15 protein-coding genes and 1 pseudogene are annotated in these 18,539 nt (G+C 68.6%); 3 read left to right on the forward strand and 13 right to left on the reverse strand.

All coding sequences use genetic code 11. The features are described from left to right. Positions 1 to 14 precede the first annotated feature (14 nt). Entirely contained in the window at positions 15 to 881 is an 867-nt protein-coding gene (locus B0F77_RS15280) for a hypothetical protein (protein WP_086663695.1), read from the forward strand. Between the two features lie 335 nt (positions 882 to 1,216). Here the strand turns inward: B0F77_RS15280 and B0F77_RS15285 are convergent, their stop codons facing one another. From B0F77_RS15285 to B0F77_RS15305, 5 genes are all read right to left on the reverse strand, one after another. Further along, positions 1,217 to 1,420, reverse strand: a complete 204-nt coding sequence (locus B0F77_RS15285) for a cold-shock protein (RefSeq protein WP_086663560.1) — start codon at positions 1,418 to 1,420, stop codon at positions 1,217 to 1,219. Between the two features lie 509 nt (positions 1,421 to 1,929). Next, the gene (locus B0F77_RS15290; protein WP_086663561.1) at positions 1,930 to 3,888 is read right to left on the reverse strand and encodes an NPCBM/NEW2 domain-containing protein; all 1,959 of its coding nucleotides are present in this window, start codon (positions 3,886 to 3,888) and stop codon (positions 1,930 to 1,932) included. A gap of 30 nt (positions 3,889 to 3,918) precedes the next feature. Continuing rightward, the gene (locus B0F77_RS15295) at positions 3,919 to 5,436 is read right to left on the reverse strand and encodes a cellulase family glycosylhydrolase (RefSeq protein WP_086663562.1); all 1,518 of its coding nucleotides are present in this window, start codon (positions 5,434 to 5,436) and stop codon (positions 3,919 to 3,921) included. A 67-nt stretch (positions 5,437 to 5,503) separates the two neighbouring features. Continuing rightward, complete coding sequence (locus tag B0F77_RS15300; protein WP_086663563.1) at positions 5,504 to 7,936, reverse strand: glycoside hydrolase family 2 protein; 2,433 nt, start codon at positions 7,934 to 7,936, stop codon at positions 5,504 to 5,506. Positions 7,937 to 8,388: 452 nt separating this feature from the next. After that, positions 8,389 to 9,648, reverse strand: a complete 1,260-nt coding sequence (locus B0F77_RS15305; protein ID WP_158102698.1) for an ROK family protein — start codon at positions 9,646 to 9,648, stop codon at positions 8,389 to 8,391. Between the two features lie 138 nt (positions 9,649 to 9,786). On the opposite strand from B0F77_RS15305, the gene B0F77_RS49740 reads away from it, so the two are divergent. Then, positions 9,787 to 10,176, forward strand: a complete 390-nt coding sequence (locus B0F77_RS49740; protein ID WP_245848192.1) for a cellulase family glycosylhydrolase — start codon at positions 9,787 to 9,789, stop codon at positions 10,174 to 10,176. Positions 10,177 to 10,268: 92 nt separating this feature from the next. Beyond that, entirely contained in the window at positions 10,269 to 11,558 is a 1,290-nt protein-coding gene (locus tag B0F77_RS49745) for a hypothetical protein (protein WP_245848194.1), read from the forward strand. Positions 11,559 to 11,599: 41 nt separating this feature from the next. Here B0F77_RS49745 and B0F77_RS50855 read toward each other — a convergent pair. The 8 genes and pseudogenes from B0F77_RS50855 to B0F77_RS15350 form a co-directional block, all read right to left on the reverse strand. Further along, a pseudogene (locus B0F77_RS50855) lies at positions 11,600 to 11,953 on the reverse strand (TetR/AcrR family transcriptional regulator C-terminal ligand-binding domain-containing protein); the annotation flags it as partial. Between the two features lie 218 nt (positions 11,954 to 12,171). Beyond that, positions 12,172 to 12,660, reverse strand: a complete 489-nt coding sequence (locus B0F77_RS15320; RefSeq protein ID WP_211293809.1) for a YbaK/EbsC family protein — start codon at positions 12,658 to 12,660, stop codon at positions 12,172 to 12,174. Then, positions 12,650 to 13,015 carry an SCP2 sterol-binding domain-containing protein gene (locus B0F77_RS15325; RefSeq protein WP_086663566.1) on the reverse strand — a complete coding sequence of 122 codons (366 nt, stop codon included), beginning with the start codon at positions 13,013 to 13,015 and terminating at the stop codon, positions 12,650 to 12,652. The genes B0F77_RS15320 and B0F77_RS15325 overlap by 11 nt, the downstream gene beginning before the upstream one ends. Positions 13,016 to 13,022: 7 nt before the next feature. Further along, positions 13,023 to 14,393, reverse strand: coding sequence for a glycosyltransferase family 4 protein (locus B0F77_RS15330; protein WP_143466739.1), 1,371 nt, complete (start codon positions 14,391 to 14,393; stop codon positions 13,023 to 13,025). Then, positions 14,390 to 15,427, reverse strand: coding sequence for a 2-oxo acid dehydrogenase subunit E2 (locus tag B0F77_RS15335; protein WP_086663567.1), 1,038 nt, complete (start codon positions 15,425 to 15,427; stop codon positions 14,390 to 14,392). Before B0F77_RS15335 ends, B0F77_RS15330 begins: the two co-directional genes overlap by 4 nt. Further along, positions 15,424 to 17,397 carry a dehydrogenase E1 component subunit alpha/beta gene (locus B0F77_RS15340; RefSeq protein WP_086663568.1) on the reverse strand — a complete coding sequence of 658 codons (1,974 nt, stop codon included), beginning with the start codon at positions 17,395 to 17,397 and terminating at the stop codon, positions 15,424 to 15,426. The genes B0F77_RS15335 and B0F77_RS15340 overlap by 4 nt, the downstream gene beginning before the upstream one ends. A 6-nt stretch (positions 17,398 to 17,403) precedes the next feature. Beyond that, positions 17,404 to 17,625, reverse strand: a complete 222-nt coding sequence (locus B0F77_RS15345) for an MbtH family protein (RefSeq protein WP_086663569.1) — start codon at positions 17,623 to 17,625, stop codon at positions 17,404 to 17,406. Beyond that, positions 17,622 to 18,539 carry a TauD/TfdA family dioxygenase gene (locus tag B0F77_RS15350; RefSeq protein WP_158102699.1) on the reverse strand — a complete coding sequence of 306 codons (918 nt, stop codon included), beginning with the start codon at positions 18,537 to 18,539 and terminating at the stop codon, positions 17,622 to 17,624. The genes B0F77_RS15345 and B0F77_RS15350 overlap by 4 nt, the downstream gene beginning before the upstream one ends.

An 18,539-nucleotide genomic window follows, 5' to 3' on the forward strand; every position in this document is an offset into this window, starting at 1 on the left:
GCTGAGGAGTGGTCGTGCGCAAACTGACCTTCGTGGACTGGGTGTTCGCCTTGGTGGCCGTCGTCATCGTGGTGGCGGGGTCGGTCATGATGTTCGGCCGCAGCACGCCGCCGACGCAGCACCAGAACATGGGTCCGGTGGTCCCCGCCTCGCACAGCGACGGCCTGTCGGAGGCCGAGTCCGGCTACCGGTTCGAGCGCGTGGTGATGCCCGCGAACCGCGGCACCGGCGTCCCCGTCGCGTTCCGGATCCTCGGCGCCGACGGAAAACCGGTGACCAGGTTCCTGGACAACCAGACCAAGCAGATGCACTTCTTCGTCGTCCGCGACGACATGCACGTGTTCCGGCACGTCCACCCCGTGCTCGACGGCGACACCTGGGACACGTCGGTGGACCTGCCCGATGGTGGTGCGTACCGCATGTTCGCCGAGTTCATCCCGCTCGACACCAAGGATCCGCTGCACCCCGTGGTGCTGGGCGTGCCGTTCAGCCTCGCCGGTGACACCGAACTCGTGCCGGTGCCCCAACCGGAGGCGCAGTCGCGGACCGGTACGGGCTACTCGGTGACCAGGGTGGACGAGCCCGCCACGCTCGGTGTGATGAGCGAGCGCAAGCTGCGCTTCGCCATCCGCACCCCGGACGGTGTACCGGTCGAGGGACTCGAGCCGCACCTCGGCGCCAACGGGCACATGACCGGGTTCCACACCATGCTGCTCTCCGCGACGCACTTGCATCCCGTCGAACCGCTCGGTGCGCCACTGATCAACGGTGAGCTGACGTTCCGCGCCGTCTTCGCCGACCGCGGGGAGTACCGGCTGTTCCTCGAGTTCTCCCATCACGGGCGACTGCACACCGCGGCTTTCACCGTCGCCGTCGAGTGACCGGCAGGCGCTGGAGCGATGTCAACGGTCAGCGGGCAGCGTCGTCCTTCGTTCACACACTTCGTGATCTGCGCCATCGTCTGCTCGGAGTTCTTGTCCGCGAACCGGACGTGGTCGCGGTGGTTGGCGCCGCTACGTGTCCCACTACAACCACCGACGACCACATCAAGCGCGACCTGTTCCAGGACCCGGCACTTCGAACGGCGCCTGCGTTCGAACGGCGCCTGCGGATGCCTGCTTCGTTCGGATAGGACAGAGCCCGGCCGGATGGATCTTCTGGCCGGGCTCTCATGTCTTCCGCGCGTGCCGCTGATGTTCAGCGGCTGGCAACGGGACTAGGCGGGAACGATGTTCTCCGCCTGCGGGCCCTTCTGGCCCTGGGTGATGTCGAAGGAGACCTTTTGGCCTTCCTGGAGCTCGCGGAAGCCCTGGGCGGCGATGTTCGAGTAGTGGGCGAAGACGTCGGCGCCGCCACCGTCCTGCTCGATGAAGCCGAAGCCCTTTTCAGAGTTGAACCACTTGACGGTTCCGGTGGCCATGGTGCACTCCAAGCATGAATGTGACCCCCGCACTGCGCGGGGGTCGGGGTGACCCGCCATGGCCGGAGACGCTGAACAGCAAAACGCCGGTGACCTGTGGTCACGGGCGACCTGTACTTCAAAACCATGGCAGACGCGATCACGCTACACCGTGGACCTTTGTGACCTGCGCTCGCATCACGCCGGGAACATCTTGGGCGGCTCCCCACGGCATCCCAGCAGAGTCGCCTCCCGAACCGGAGCTTCACCTCGTCCAGTACTGATCTGCCACGTGGTTGATCGGTACGAACAGCAGGAGGAGTTCGGTGCTCACGGCCACGGGAGCTGAGCTTGTCTGTCCCGTGTCTCGAAACCCAGGCGGCAGCTCGTGTCGTGCAGAGCGGACGTCACGCGAGCTCAGACTGTCCCATGCGGGGTGGCGTGGCGCGTGCCCGTGCATCTCCGTGGCGCCAGTCGCGAACATGGCCACCTATCTCGCTCCGCCGGAGAGCTACCACCCGCCACAGGTGTCAGCAGGTGATGGTGGCAGCGGCCCAGTCCGCGTGGTCCGAGTTGTTGCCGTCACCTCCGTCGGTGACCTGGAGGTCGAGCATTCGCACACCGGTCACGTCGGCCTGGACCGGCACGGCCTCCGCACCGCCCCGCAGCACCGGGGTGACGGCGAGTTCACGCCCGTCGCCCAGCACCCGGAAGGACACGCTGCCCAGGCCGTTCGTCTCGTCGTCCACCCCGACCTGCGCGGTGAACGCCGAGCAGGTGGTGCCGAGGTAGATCCGCACGGACGACGCGGCGTGCACGCCCAGACCGGTCTGGTACCGGACACCGCCGATGGTGATCGGCTTGCCGTCGGTCGGGGACTGCTCACCGTTGCTGCGGTCGCGTTCCACCGGGCCCCAGCTGTTGACCTCCGACACGAACGGCAGGCCGGAAACACGGTGGGCACCTGTGGACGGTGCCGTGACCAAGGGCGGCGCGATCTCGCTCCAGCGCGACTCCGCGCCCGCCGTCGTGTGATAGCTCGCCCCCGCGGTCAGCTTGACGGTCGCCGCCGACGTCACGGGTCTGGCCGTCACCGTCCAGGTGGTGGTGAAACCGCGGCCGGGCAGCACCAACGGCGTCTCGCGCACCGACGGTCCGTTGAGGACCCAGCCGTCCGGCACCTGGAGCTGCACCCTGGCGCCGATCAACGGGGACGTGCCGTCGTTGACCAGACCGGTGGTCACCGTGAACGGCCGGGCACCGTCGACCAGTTCCGGTCCGGCGAGCGTGAACGACGTCAGCGGGGCGAGCTTCGCCGTGCCGCCCGGCCACACCCGGTACGTCACCGCGCCGTGTGACAGGACGCCGCCGCGGATCATGCCGGAGCTCGCGTGCTGCTCCTTGCTCCACAGGTCCTTGACGCGGTACGACCTTCCCGCCGGCAGGCCGAGCTCGGTGGCGGTCGCGCCGATGGCGGCGTTGGCAGTGCCGCGGTTGAGCAGGACGACCGCGACCGAGCCGTCCGACATGGGCTTGGCCCACACCTCCTGGTCGCCGTCGTCACGCACCTTGCGACCCTGCGTGCCCGACCAGTCCTGGTTCACCGCCAGCAGATCACGGTTGAGCAGGATGCGTTTGGTCGCGTCGTCCATCGACCGGACGTCGTTGCCCGCGATGAGCGGCGCGTTGAGCACGGACCACAGTGCGAAGTGCGCGCGGTACTCGGCGTCGGTCATGCCGCCGTTCCCGACCTCCAGCATGTCCGGGTCGTTCCACCCGTCCGGGCCCGCGTACCGCTCCAGGCCGACCTGCTGGTCGAGGATGCCCATCACCGACGTCCAGTTGTCGGAGATGTCGCCGGTGGTCCGCCACAGGTGCCCGCCGACCGCCCGGCCGAGCCCTTCCCACGGCCGGTTCTGGCCCCACTCGCACAGGCTGTAGACGATGTTCCTGCCGGTCTTGCGCAACGCCTCACCCATCGCGCGATACCGGTCCAGCGCCGGACGGTTCTCGTTGTAGCAGTTGTCGTACTTGAGATAGTCGACGCCCCAGTCCGCCCACGTCCGCGCGTCGGTCTCCTCGTGGTCGATGCTGGCAGGGAAGCCCGCGCACGTCTTCGTTCCCGCCGACGAGTAGATGCCCAGCTTCAGGCTCTTGCCGTGGACGTAGTCCGCCAACGCCTTGATACCGCTGGGAAAGCGGGTCGGGTCCGCTTGCAGCCTGCCCTCGGCGTCACGGTCGCGTGCCATCCAGCAGTCGTCGATGTTGACGTAGGTGTACCCGGCGTCACGCATGCCGGACGACACGATGGCGTCCGCGGTCTGCCGGATGAGGTTCTCGTCGATGTTGCAGCCGAACTGGTTCCACGAGTTCCACCCCAGCGGGGGAGTGGACAAGACGGCGGCTGAAGGCTCGCCGCCGGCCGCGGTCGGTGCGATGAGGGAAAGGGGAAGCAGTGCCGAGACGATCAGCGCGATCCTGCGACGCATGAACGTCCTCCTCTGGAGTGATCAGCGGAGCTACGGGGTCTGGCTGCGAAGGTGAGCCTTGAAGCCCTCACCGACACCGGGCTCGGGTGTGCCGTTCCAGTCCTTGATGAGCACGGCGCCGGTGCTGCAGCCCCACGGGTTCCAGGTCCACGCGAGGTAACCCAGGCCGTGCGTGTCGGCCCAGTTCACCAACCGCTGCATGTAGTCGAAACCGCAGTTGTCCTGGCCGAACTCACCGATCACGACCGGAACCTGTTGTGCCAGCGGGGAGATCTGGCTGTCCCAGCAGGATTCGGTGGCGCAGGCGTTGAAGCTGTAGGCGTGCCAGGAGGCCGCGATGTTGTTCAACGGGTCGATCGGCTTGTGCGCCAGCCATTCCCGCATGTCGTTGGCCCACTCCAGGCCGCCCAGCATGAGGACGTTGGTCGCGCCCGTGGCCCGCACCGCGTCGACCAGGTCCTGCATGCCGGCGGTCTCGTACGGGAGACCGGTGCAGGTGCCGCCGTCCCGCCAGCACTGCCAGCCCAGGGTCTTGTTCCAGTCGCTGGCGATCTCCGGGTACGGCTCGTTGAACAGGTCGAGGACGACGGCGTCGTTGCCCTTGAACGCGGTGGCGACGCCCGTCCAGAACTGCGGGGCGTACCGCGCGTCCGGCATCGGCTTCTGGCACAGCGCGTGCTCGTCCTTGCAGTGCCAGTCCGGCCCGTTCGTGTAGGCGCCCCAGGTCCAGTGCAGGTCGAGGATCACGTTGATGCCGTTCTTCACCAGCAGGCCCACGTAGTCCTTGACGGCCTGCTGGTAGGTGGCACCGCCGGGGGAGCCGTTGACGCCCAGCCAGCACTCCTCGTTCAACGGGATGCGCACCGCGTGGATGTTCCAGGTCTTCATCGCGTCCACCGACGCCTGGTCCACGGGACCGTTGTCCCACATGCCCTTGCCCTGCACGCAGGCGAACTCGCCGCTGGAGCGGCTCACCCCGAGCAGCCGGTACGGCTTGCCCTTGTCAGTGACGATCTTGTTGCCGGAGACGCGCAACGCCGGTGCGGGACCGTCGACCGGCGGGGTGCCCGTCGTTGTCGTGGTGGTGGTGGTCGTCGTCGGTGGGATGCCGGTGCACGCGGCACCGTTGACGGCGAAGTCCGTGGGCTTGGCATTGGTGCCGCTGTAGGAGAAGTTGGCCCCAGCGCTGACTTTGCCGCCGGCCGGGACGGTGCCGTTCCAGCTCAGGTTGGTGACGGTGACCTTCTTGCCCGACTGGGACCAGGTGCCGCTCCAGCCGTTCTGAAGGGTCTGGTCGCCGGCGTAGGTGTAGGTCAGCGTCCAGCCGTCGACCGCCGACGAACCGACGTTGGAGATGGTCACAGTGGCGCCGAACCCACTGCCCCAGTCGTTGGTCGTGTAGTCGACCCGGCACGCGAACGCCGCCGCCGCGCTCGCGTCACTCGCCCACGACCCGCCCGCCGCTGCCAACAGCGCCGTGGACGTGATGGACACCGCGGCAGCCAACGCGGCGAACGTGGTGCGACGATTTCTGACTGTTCCCGACATCAGCACTCCTTTGTGCAGGGTGGTGTTCAGTCCGGACAGGACAAGTACTCGCGTGTGGACTTCCTGCTCACACAGACGTGTTGGCGCAGCGCAGCACGCGTGGGTGCAGCAATGCGGCCGGATCGCGCAGCTTCTCCGACGTGCGCACGATGAAGTGATGTGCTTCGCCGGCGGTCAGTGAGACGAGCATGTCGTCGACGACCGCGTCACCGGCCACCTTGTCGGCGAGCAGACCGAGGTCCCGGACGAACGAGGTGGCCCGCACGTCGACGCGGTACCCATCGGCCACGGGCGTGACGTCCGCGGTGAACGGTGCCGGGTCGTAGCGGAGGTCGAGGTCTTCGCGGAACAGGTGGTGGGTGCGGACATCGCGGGAGGTCGCGACCAGCACTTCGCTCGTCGGATCGGCGGGCTCGAGGAGATCGTCGGCCAACGCCAGCAGCGCGGTGGATCGAGGCGGCACGTCGAGTCGCAGTTCGGCGGTGGCCAGCAGCGCGCCGGCGAAGTCCTGCCGGGTCACGTGCACCGCACCCGCCCACGGCTCGTCGTGGTCGTTGACAGCGATCAGCGTGGGCTTCCCCTCGCGGGGCTGGACGGTCAGCAGCCGCGGTGCGAACGCGTGCTTGAGGGCGTAGTAGAGGGGCTTGGGGCGTTCGTCGCTGTCGATGGCGGCCCACGAGGTGACCGGCCAGCAGTCGTTGAGCTGCCAGACCAGGGTTCCCGCGGTCCGCGGCCACCAGGAGCGGTAGTGCTCGACGCCGAAGGCCACCGCGCGGGCCTGGTTGAGCTGGGTCGCCCAGTGCCACTGCTCGAAGTCGGCCGGCACCGGCAGGTGGGGCGCGAGGCCTCGGTCCAGGTTGGCGTTGCCGTTGTGGCCTTTCTGGTGGAGCAGGAACGCGGGGGAGGTGGGTGTCAACGGCTCGTCGTGGATCCATCGGGTGAGGGTGGCCCAGGTGGGCGGCCCCTGAAAGCCGAACTCGGCGCAGAACCTCGGAACGTGGTCGCGGTAGTGCGTGTAGTCCAGGAAGTTCCAGACGTCCCAGTCGTGGCGGGTGCCGTGGTCTGCGTCGTTGGGTGGCAGGTCGCCAGGGCTGTACGGGCTGCCCGGTGCGTACGGGCGGGTGGGATCGAGCTCTTCGACGATCTTGGGCAGAATCTCGTGGTAGTAGCCGCCGCCCCAGCTCCGTCCCTCCAGGCCGTCCTGCCAGCCCCAGTCGGTGTAGGCGGGGAGGTTCTCGTTGTTGCCGTTCCACAGCACCAGGGACGGGTGGGCGAGGATGCGGGTGACGTTCTCCTCGGCCTCGGCCTCGACCTCCCCGCGCTGCGGCTCCTCCTCGGCGTAGTAGGCGCACGAGAAGGGGAAGTCCTGCCACACCATCACGCCGCGTTCGTCGCAGACGTCGTAGAAGTCGTCGGTTTCGTAAATGCCGCCGCCCCAGACCCGCAGCATGTTCATGTTCGCGCCGACGGCCTGGTCGATCCGGCGCACGAGGCGCTCGCGGGTGACCCTGGTGAGAAAGTGGTCGTCCGGGATCCAGTTGGCGCCCTTGGCGAAGACGCGCTTGCCGTTCACGACGAAGACGAACGGGGTGCCGAACTCGTCCGGTTCGGTGTCCACGGTGACGGTGCGGAACCCGATCCGGCGCTCGACGGCGTCCACCTGCCGGCCATCGGCCAGCAGCGCGACGGTCAGGTCGTAGAGCGGCTGGTCCCCGTGGCCCACCGGCCACCACAACCGGGCGTCCGGCACGAGAACGACGATGTGTGCGACGTCGCCGGTGATCGCGACTCGTTCCGCGTGTGCGCCGACCGTGACGAGCGCGGTGTAGTCGCGATCCGCGGCGCGGTCCAGTTCGAGGTGCACGTCGACGCGGCCGGTGCCGTCGGCATGGACCGTGACGAGCGGACGCACCTGGGTGAGGCGCGCGGTGTCCCATCGTTCCAGCCGCACTGGTTTCCACAGGCCTGCGGTCTGGAGGTCGGGTCCCCAGTCCCAGCCGAAGGAGCAGGCCATCTTGCGGATCGCGTTGTACGGGTGCGGGTACGCCCGTTGCCGCCAGCCGAGTTCGGTCTCCGTCTGCTCGGCGTGGGTGAGCGCGGACCGCAGCGTCACCGTCAGGTCGTTGTCACCGTCGCGCAGCGATCGCCCGACGTCGAAGCGATAGCCGCGATGCATGTTGGCGGTGTGGCCGAGCACCTCCCCGTTCAACTCGACGGTGGCGACGGTGTCGATGCCGTCGAAGACCAGGTCCACCCGCTCACCGGCCCGCGGCGCCTCCGCCCGGAACGTCGTCGAGCACTGCCAGTCGACGCGGTGCAACCAGGTCAGCGCCGCCTCGTTGCTGTCCAGGTACGGGTCAGGGATGAGGCCTGCGGCCATCAGATCGAGGTGGGTGCTGCCGGGTACCTGGGCTGGCACGTCCAGGCCGGCGAGAAAGCCCGGCACCGGACCTCCCACGGCACGCAGACGCCAGCCGTCGTGCAGGGGCGAGCTCGTCACGGCAGCTCTTTTCCTTGTTGGTCGACGCAGGGTTGAAGACCACTTGAATGCTTACTCAGGTAGCCGAAGTAAGTCAACGGCCTGGTTCAACGGGTGCCGAGGTCGGCCGTGCGGTTAGGCAAGTCGGACGCGGGTAGCGTGATCTGTGAACGTTTTCATCGGCAGGTTTCCGCAACCGACTTGGCGCGATGACAGCGTGAGAGACGGGTGCGGCGTGGTGTCCTGCCGGGCGTGAACTACCCCTGCCACGTTCCGGGGCGCGCCACCGCTATGGCTCCGCAACCCGTACTGGCCGCAGCAGGCCGCGCTCACACTCGGCGCCGAGCCTCGCTGGCCGGACCAGTACGGCTACGCCGTACGCCGGCGCGCCAAGGGATGAGCCGGACGGCACCCACTCGCCCAGCGCAGAGCTTCACCCGCAAGCCGGACTGTTCGCCGCGCTGAGCGAACGATCAGACTGTCTCGACCGCACCGGCCGGCACTGGCCGCGCTCCGTTCTCGGCGCGGCCGGTGCCGGCCGTCAGCTCACTCTGCAGGACGAGCACCGCCCCGCCGATCGCCGCCGCGTCCGACCCGTTGACCGACGGCACCACTCGCACCGGATGCGCCCGCCGGGCGAACAACCGGCGGTCCAGCTCCTGCTGGATCACCGCCTGGTAGATCGAACCCGCCACCGTGAAGCTCGGTCCGGCCAGGACGATCGCGTCCAGGTCGAACAGGACCGCCAGGGTGACCGCGGCATGACCGAGGTAACGCGCGGACCGCTCGACGAGTTCGCGGGCCTCGGGATCACCGGCGTTCGCGGCTGCCGCGATCCGCGCGAACTCGCTCAGGAGGTCGTCGCCAGCCGGGTCGAGTGCCAGCCGCCGGGCGAGTCCCGGTGTCGCCAGCGCCTGCTTGACCAGAGCCGACGGGCCGGCGTAGTTCTCCAGGCAGCCGACGTTGCCACACGAGCACTCGTCGCCGTGGACGTCGATCGAGATGTGACCGATCTCCGCGGTGTTGGACGAGCTGCCCCGGTACACCTCACCGGCGACCACCACCCCGCCGCCGATCCCGGTCGCCATGTAGATGCAGCCGTAGGTGCTCCGCGGGTCCACCGCACCCATCCAGTACTCGCCGATGGCGGCTGCCGCGGCGTCGTTGTCGAGCAGCACTGGCAGGCCGAGACTCTCCGAAAGACGCTGTGCGACGGGGTAGTCGCGCCACTCCTCGGTGGGTTGCGGCGTCAACAGCACACCCGCCCGCCGGTCCTGCGGGCCGTAACTGACGAGACCGACTCCGAGTACCTTCTCCCGGTCGGCAGCCGCCGTCGTCAGCAGGGCATCCACCTGTGCCGCCACCAGCGGCAGTGCTTGCTCCGGTGGCATCGAAGCCACGCCTTGAAACGTTGTCCTGGCCACCGGTCGTCCAGCCAGGTCGACGACCACGATGACGCACGTGTTGCGCTCCAGCAGGACGCCCACGCTGTAGCGGGCCAGCGGGTTGAGCTGGACCAGCGTGCGCGGCTTGCCGCCCGTCGGCGCACCACGACCGACCTCGATGATCAGGCCGTCGCCCAGGAGCTCCTTCACGACCTCGGAGATCGTCGCCCCGGTCAGGCCGGTCGCCGTGGTCAGCTCCACCCGGCTGATCGTGCGCGCGGCCCTGATCACGTCCAGGACCAAGCCGCGCGTCTTCGGCCGGCTTGCCCAGATCGGGCTCCTCGCCACGGTTCCACCCTTCAGCCGGCTGCTTTGCCAGGTTACTTTACTTACTCCCGACCCTGGCTCATTCGCGCCGCCTCCACCGGTGCAGACCTCAGCTCGACTATCCGAGGGCTGAGTTTCGCAGGCACCTTTAGAAAGCTCATGAGTGACCGAGTGAAGGTTGTGCTGACGTCCGACCCGCCGGGATGGTCTCCTTCGAACAACGCTCGTTCGGTGCTCGACTCCGATCCGCAGCGCAACACGGTGTTCTCCATCCACATGTACGGCGTCTACAACACCGCGGCGAAGATCAACGCGTACTTCGACGCGTTCCGCTCGGCGGGGCTGCCGTTGGTGGTAGGGGAGTTCGGGCACAACCACAGCGACGGCAACCCGGACGAGGACACGATCATGGCTCAGGCGCAGGCTCGCGGTCTCGGGTACATCGGCTGGTCGTGGAGCGGCAACGGCGTCGAGTACCTGACGCAGAGCTGGAGGACGGTTTCGCACCGTGAGGCGGTGCGATGGTGGCACGTGGACCTTCTCCGGTAACCAGACCGGATCGGCGAGCGATACCCCTCCACATCACCGGAGCGCGTCTCACGCAACCGGCGCTGACCTTCTGATCCATCGCGTTCCGGCCCATGAGGACACTCGTGGCCGGGCTGGTGCTGGCCCTCTCTCAGGCCCCCACGCCGGTATCGATCGACACCCATCTGGACCAGGCGCTCGACGCGACTGGGCTGCCCGGCGTCTCGGTCGTCGTCACTCACGGCGGCGAAATCGTGCACGCCATCGGCGCCGGGACGGCCGCGTCGGGGCTGGACGACGAGGTGCGCGACCGCGGGTCTACTCTCGAGACCCAAGAGGACAGGGTTCGTCCTCTACACCCAGGAGTGCTGCAGTGTCCTGGGCACAGCTCGGCCGGGTTGTTCCTGCGCCGAGCAGTGGTCGCGGGGGCGGACGTGAGCGAAAACCCTGAACGAACGCATGGCCGGTCGAAGGCGCGCGCCGCGGCGTACTTCTGCTGCGCCGTCGCCGGTTTCGTGCTGATCCTCGCGGTCGTGGTGGCGTTGGCGATCACGACCGACTGGCTGGGCGGTGGTGCCCTTTACTTCGTCGGCCTCGTCGCGGCTCACCTGATCTGCCAGCCGATCGGCAGGCATGTCGTCGTCAGGTGCTGGGTCGGGTTCAAGCGGAACACCTCGGCAGACGGATGGTCCGCACTCCAGGCCGATCCCCGTCGTCCCGTGCTCTACCTGCGCTCGTTCCTGATCGACGATCTGCTGGCGCGCACCGGTGAGACTGCGATGGACTACTTCCGGACCGAGGAGGAGCGGCTCGCCCGTGCGTTCGCCAGGATCGGACCGCTGGTGGCGATCGGGCGGCCCGGCGAGCCACTTCCACCGGCCGGTGCGCCTCGTGTCTACGTCGGCGACGACTGGCAGGAGACGGTGCGTGAGCTCCTCGACCGCTCCCAGCTGGTCCTCATCGGCGCAGGCCGGGGTGAGGGGCTGCGCTGGGAGCTCGACCAGGTCAGAGCAACCGTCGACCCGCGCCGCGTCGTGGTCCTGCTCCCGTTCGGGAACTGGGAGTACGACAACTTCCGCTCCGACGTGGCCGACCTGTTCCCGCACCCGCTGCCAGACCTCGCGCCGCTGCCCGATGCCGACGACCACACGGTCCGAGCAGCACTGCACTTCCGCGAGGACTGGACCGCGGAACAGGTCCGCCTCAGCACCGATCGCGCCACCAGCCTCGAGATGGCGCTGCTGCAGCAGCTCGCACCCGTCTTCGCGCACCTGGACGACACCCGTGCACCGACCAGGCTGCAACGGCAACGCGACCTGAGGTGGCTGGCGCTGAGCTTGGCGGGTCTCGTTCTCGTGCTGTCCGCGGTGTGGGGACTCCTGCGCGTCTTCGTGCTGCGCTGAGGCCGGGACCAAGGCGGTCCCGTCACTTCCGGCCCGGACAGCAGTTCGGTGAGGAAGTAGCTGTCGACAGGCGGAATTTCTCCCCTGTCGATGGCACTCTCGAACCGCTGGCGGGCGGCGGCGAACTGCTGGTCGTCGGCAGCGCGCATCGCCTCGGCCAGATCCGTGTTCGCCGTGGCCGTGACGGTGGCCTGCAGCATGGCGCGGCCGACCGAGCTCGACGGCCGCTCGGCCAGCGCCACCAGGAAGTCGACCGGATCAGGGCGGAGATCGCCGGAGTCGTGCAGAGGCGCGGAGTCCTCCGCGTACTGCAGCAACGCGTCTTTGACGAGCTCGGCGCGGTCCGGCCGGTTGCGGTGGACGCTGTTCCTGTTGACGCCGGCGAGCCCCTTCATGCCCTGCCCGATCAGCTCGAAGTGCTGTTTCTCGACCCTCGATCACCTTGTCGGTGATGGTGGAGATGGTCTGGCGCGACACCCGGGGAATCGTCGCCTGACTCGACTCCCCACCGCAGTGTCCGAACCTGACCCGCCGGCCGAACGGCCAGATGACCGGACACGGCGGCCGACCACTTCGCACGCGGATCCTTGGCGCAGCGGTGCCCGCAGGGTGCTCACGAACCCGAGGCGATGCGCGCGATGCGTGGTCCCGCAATGAACACGTAGTCGCGCACGTTGAGCACCACAGAGCGGTCAAGCCTGGCGGCGTTGAAGTAGATGACCTCGTGGTCGAGCAGGCCCACGTCCACCACGACGTCAAGCCTGTCGTGCAGCGGGAACGGCGGGATGGAGCCCACCGCGGCCCCGCCGTACTCCTCAGCGAGATCCGGGGGAGCGAGGCTCGCGTCCTTGCGCCGGTAGAGCCGCTTCAACGCCTTGAGATCGACCTTGCGGTGGCCCTCGACCACGGCCAGCACGAACCGGGACGCGCCTGCCTTGGTGCGGACCTCGGTCACCAGGCACTTGGCCGCCGCGTGCAGGTCGTGGCCACGGGTTCGGCTCGCCCGTTCCGTGTTGCCCTCCGGTGCGTGGCGCAGGACCGTGTACGGCACGCCGTGCGCGTCCAGCAGGCGCAGGATCGTGGCGAAACCGTCAGTACTCACACTCCACCTTGTTCATCGCGCACACCACGTCGTCGAAGACCTCTTCCAGCCCCATCAACACGTCCACGTCGCCGGCCGCCGTGATCAGGCCCGCGCGAAACGCCTCGCCCGGCATCAGCTCGCGCTGTGCCATCCGGACGGCGGTCTCGTAGGTGTAGCTGAGCGAGGCGTCCGGGGAGGTCGCTTCGCCCGGTGACAGCACGACCTTCTCGACGCCCACGTTCAGGGTGAGCGGGGGAGCGGAGGTGATGTTCAGCTGCAGCAAGCAGGAACGGTCCGGCAGCTCGTCCACCAGGTCGTCCTCGACGATCCGTGACGTGACCGCTTGTGTCCACTCCGGACTGAGAAACCGCATGGAAACCTCACAGGTATCGCGATATCACGGACAGTATTGATTCGGCCTGCCTGCGAACGGAGTGGTGCTCGCGGACGTAGGCGCTCGCGGCCTCGCCCTTGCCCTCACCCGAACGCCAGGCGTCGTGGGCGGCGCGCAGTTGCTCGGCCGCGTGGTCCTCGTCGACCAGCCAGTAGTCGCCCGCCGGGCCGTAGTTGCCCACGAAGTCGGCCACGAACTCCTCGCCGGGCGCGTCGGCTGGAACCTTGACCGGACAGCGGATCGGCCACGCCCACGCGTCGTCCAAATAGTCGATCATGCCGGAGTTGTGGGCGCACACCAGTTCCATGCCGCACGCCATGGCCTCCAGCGGCGGCAGGCCGACGCCCTCGCCCTTGGACGGCCACAGGAAGCAGTCGTGCGACTGGTACGACTCCAGCACCCGGCCGGGGTCGCCGTCCGACCTGACGACGTTCACCCGCGGGTCGGAACGAGCCGCGGTCTTGATGTCGTGGCCCAGTTTGCCGCGGTTCAGGATGGTGAGTTCCCAGTCCGGTGAACCGCCGCTCGCCGCCTGGAAGACGCGGATCGCGGCGACCACGTTCTTACGCGGGGTGAGCGCGCCGATGATCAGCACCCGGAACCGGGGACCGGGCGGATGCGCGACGGGTGTGAACACGTCCGTGTCGATCCCGGAGGTCAGCACGGACATCGGGATCGTCACACCCGCCTTCTTCCAGTTGTCGTACTGGAAGCTCGACGTGACGATCAGATGCGTGCACTCGTTGACCCACGACGCGAAGCACGGCGGGACAGAGTCGGTGTCGTGCTGGGTGACAGCGATCTTGATCGGGGACGGGTTCTCCCGCAGCACCGGGTCGAACGGCGTGGTCATCGCGACCGCGATGCGCGCGGGCGATGCGGTGGAGGCGGCCGCACGCACGACGAAGTCGTCGACGTATAGGCATTCGGCCTGGTAGCTGGCCGCGTGCTGGTACTGGCTCGGGTGCAGTCGCGCCTCAACGCCCAGCTGGCACAGGCCGCGCCACATGTCCAGCGCCTGGCGGCCGTAGCCGCGCACTCCGTCGATCGGGCCCCACCAGTCGATCAACGGACGCTGGTCGGATGTTCTGGTCGGCAGCTCCTCGGCGATGTCCGACAGGTCGACGTGCAGGTTGTGGTCGTCGGACCGGTGCGCCAGCGCTTCGGTCGTCACCTTGGTCCAGGTTCCTGGTGGCAGCCGCTGACCGTCCAAAGTGGTCTCGTCCGCGTTGCGGTTGAGCACGGCGACAGTGCGTCCCGGCGGCAGGCCGGTGAACTCCAGGCCGTCGCCGAACTTCGACTCGTGTTGCCGCCAACCCAGACGTGGGCGGTCCCAGTAGTACCAGAGCGTCGTCATGTCTGCTCCTGTCCGTAGCCGGTGACGAGGTGGCGGCAGCGGTTGAGGAACTGGCTCACCTCGCGTCCGGTGGTCACGCGATGGTCGAACGTGGCGGTCACGCAGATCGGCGCGCCGGGCAGCGTCCGGTCGCCGCCGAGACCGATGGCCAGCGCCTGACCGTGGTTGAGCAACGGCTGAAACGACAGGACGTCCTCCATGGACAGGTCGCTGATCGTCACGCCGCCGCCGGTCACGTCGGACACGGCCAGCTCGTCGTTGAGGTAACGGGAGACCAGTTCTCCCAGCCGTCGCTCGGTCGCGTCCAGGTCGAGCTGGTCGGCCTCGTGCACCACGCCGACCTTGAGCGAGTCGTCCAGGTCGATGGCGACGCCGACGTCGATCGACTCGTGTGTTCGGATCCCGTTGTCGAACCAGGAGTTCAGGTTCGGGAACTCGGTCAGCGCGGACGCCACGGCCCGCACCACGGTCGCCAGCAGCCGCACCGACGGCACGGTGGCCTTCGCCGCGAACTCGCGCACACCGGCGCCGTCGAACTGGACCGAGATGGCCGCGTTCAGGACGTTGGCCTCGGCGAGCCGCCGCACCTCCAGTTCCTTGGCCCGGCTCAACGGTTCTGCCGAGCCGGCCGACTGAACGTCCCGCAGCGTCACCACCGGCTGGCCGGCGAACTGCGAGAGCTCCACACCGTGTTCCTGTGCGTAGCGCAAGGCGGCAGGGGACACCCGTTGCCCGTCGGCTTTCGGGGCAGGTTCGGTTTCCTGAACCCGCCGCGCCCGCGCGTCGGCCAGCTCGGTCTCGTCGGCGCACACGTAGGCGACGACCTCGCCCACGCGGGCCTCGTGCCGCAATGCGACGGCGGGCACGACGAACCCCGCCGACGGGGCCTGGATCTCCACGGTCACCTTGGAGGTCTCCACCTCCAGCAGCGTGTCGCCCTCGTCGACCCGCTGGCCGTCCTCGACGAACCAGCCGAGCACGACCGCGGACTCGTCGTTCGCGCCTTCCTGTTCCAGCTTGATCTCCGTGATCACGACTCACCCACCACCTCGAGTGCGGCCAGCACGATGTCGCCGGGTTCGGGGAACACGTCGCGCTCCAGCTCCTTCGCCGCCGGGATCGGCGTCTCCTTCGGCACCACCCTGCGCGCGGGCAGGGCGCCGGCCTCCTCGACGAGCTGCGCCAGCAGCTCCGAGCCGAAGCCCGCGAAGCCCGGCCCCTCCTCGGCCACGACGACACCGCGTCCAGCGGTCAGCACGTCGAGCAATCTGCGCCACCGCAACGGGTAGATCTGCGTAGGGCACAGCACCTGCGCCAGCACGTCGTGCTCGGTGAACAGCAGGTCGGCCGCCGCGAGCAGGTAGTCGGCCATGCCGCCGTAGCCGACGAGAGTGACGTCGGCGCGACCGCCCGCCGACACGCGTGCGACCGGGAAGTCCTCTTCGGACAGTTCGAGCGTGAACCCGTGCGGCACGGTCTCGCCCAGCCTGCGGCCGTACAGGAGCTTGTTCTCCAGGAACACGGTCGGCCCGTGGCCGCCGCGGCACAGCGCGGCGATCAGCGAACCCGGATCCACCAGGCTGTTGGACGCCACGACCCGCAGTCCCGGCGTGCCGACGAACAGCCGGTCCAACGTCTGGCTGTGGGTCGGGCCGTACCCGCGCCGCCCTCCCATCGGGGTGCGGACCACCACGTCCACCGGGTCGGCACCGGGGCCGCGCAGGAACGCGATCTTGCTGGCCTGATTGACCAGCTGGTCGGTCGCCAGCGTCATGAAGTCGCCGAACATGATCTCGACGAACGACCTCATGCCGCACATGGCGAGACCCGTGCCGATGCCGGTGATCGCGGCCTCCGAGATCGGCGTGTTCAGGACCTTGTCCGGATGGTCGTCCGACAGGCCCCTGGTGACCTTGAACGCGCCACCGTACGGCGCCTTGATGTCCTCTCCCAGCAGGATCGTGTCCGGGTTCGCCCGCATGCCCGCCGCGAGGGCTTCGTGCAGCGAGTCGACGAACCGCGGGCCGTCGAGCCGCACGGCTCGCAGCCGCAGCGGGGGATCGTCGTCGATTTCGGGGTGCGGAAGGGGATTGGGCGACCTGCGTGCGTCGGCGGTCGCCGAGTCCACGACCCGCCGCACGTCCGCGACCATGCCGGCGACACCGGGTTCGTCCGAGGCGACGATGCGGTTGAGCGGGTCGTGCTCCTCGAACCGCGCGACCTCCTCCTCGCTGCGGTCGTCATCGCCCTTGGAGTGCGCCCGCAGCCGGTACGTCGACACCTTGAGGAAGAACGGTGCGCCCGCGCGGACGTGCTCGACCGCCTGGCCCGCGGTGTGCCACAGGTGTTCCCACTGCCAGGTGTTCGCCGACGCGGTCTCGACGCCGAACGCCGAGGCGCGCGCGACGATGTCACCGGCGAGCACCTCGGGCTGCTGGGTCGACTGCGCGTATCCGTTGTCCTCCAGCACGAACAGGATCGGCAGACGCCACAACGCGGCGATGTTGAGCACCTCGTACAGAACACCCTCGCCGAGCGTCCCGTCGCCGATGAACGCCACCGCGATCCGGTCGTCGCCGCGGAGCTTGCCCGCGAGCGCGGTACCCGCCGCGATCGGCAGGCAGCCACCGAGGATCCCGGTCGACAGAAACCCTTCCCGGCACAGGTGCTGGCTGCCGCCACGGCCTCCGCAGGTGCCCGCCGAGCGCCCCATCACCTCGGCGATGAGCCCGAGCACGTCGCCGGTCGCCGCCAGGTAGTGGCCGTGACAACGGTGGTTGGAGAACACCGCGTCACCCTCGCGCAGGTGGTCACCGATCACGGCCGCGCTGAACTCCTGACCGATGCACGTGTGCACCGTGCCGGACAGGGTGCCCTCCGCGAACAGCTCCAGCAGGCGTTCCTCGACGGCCCTGATCAGCAGGGCGGTGCGGATGATCCGGGCCCGTTCCGGCGCGGGCGGCCCGAGTGCGCCCGGATCAGTGCGGATGGTGACACTGGACATCCGCGATCACGCCGTTCCCGTGGCACGTGCCATCCGTTCGCGCAGCCCGCGTGGCCGCATGTCGGTCCACACCTCGTCGATGTGCGCGAGACACTCCTCACGCGACCCGCTCGGTCCGTTCACCCGCCAGCCGCTCGGCAGTTCCGTGCCCTGCGGCCAGATCGAGTACTGCTCCTCGTCGTTCATCACGACCTGGTACGTGCCCACAGCGGACTCTCCTTTCGTCATGACGTGGTCGCCTCGGCCATGGCGACGAGCACCTTGCGCGGCGGCGTGTAGGAACGTCGGCCGTGTGCGGCGAGCAGGTTGTCCACCAGCAGCACGTCGCCGTCGCACCACGCGACGTCGACCATCTCCGCGTCGTAGGCGGCGCGGACCTCGTCGAGGTGCTCGACGGGGATGTCGCCGCCGTCGCCGAAGAACGCGTTGCGCGGCAGGCCGTCCTGGCCGAACAGCAGCGTCAACGCCTCCCGCGTCTCCTCGTCCAGCGCGGAGGGGTGGAAGAGGTGCGCCTGGTTGAACCAGACGTGCTCGCCGGTCGCGGGATGCGTGGCGACCGCCGGGCAGACCTGGCTGGTGCGCAACAGGTCGCCGTCCCAGCGGAAGTCGATGTCCGCCTCGCGACAGAACTTCTCCACGTTCGCGCGGTCCTCGGTCTGGAAGACCTCCTGCCAGGGCAGGTCCATGCCCGCGCCGTAGTTGCGGACGTAGCGCACACCCCGTCGTGCGAACTGGTCCCGGATCTCCGGATCGACGCGCCGGTACACCTTGCGGCTGTCCGCCAGCGGCGTCGCCCCGCCCGCCGCCGCGGCCTGCTGGCAGTAGAACCACAGCTTCGCCGGCCACGTGCGCGAGTAGGAGTTCTCGTTGTGCATCGGGATCTGCTCGTCCGGCGGGTACTCCGTGGACGTGTAGACGCCCGTTTCGGCCTGTTTGCGCGGCGTCGATCGGTAGGTGTAGTCGAGCAGGTCCGGTGTGTACGACCGGGCCACGTCGCGGAAGCCCGACGGGTCGTTCACGTCGAAGCCGCGGAACAGCAGCGCGCCGGCCTCGTGCAACTTCGCGAGCAGCGCGTCGTGGTCGCGGCGCAGTCGTTCCGCGAGATCGGTTGTGTCGTCCGGTGTCAGCAGATACGGCAACAT

The sequence above is a fragment of the Lentzea kentuckyensis genome (assembly GCF_002150765.1).
In the GTDB taxonomy this organism is placed as follows: Bacteria; Actinomycetota; Actinomycetes; order Mycobacteriales; family Pseudonocardiaceae; genus Lentzea; species Lentzea kentuckyensis.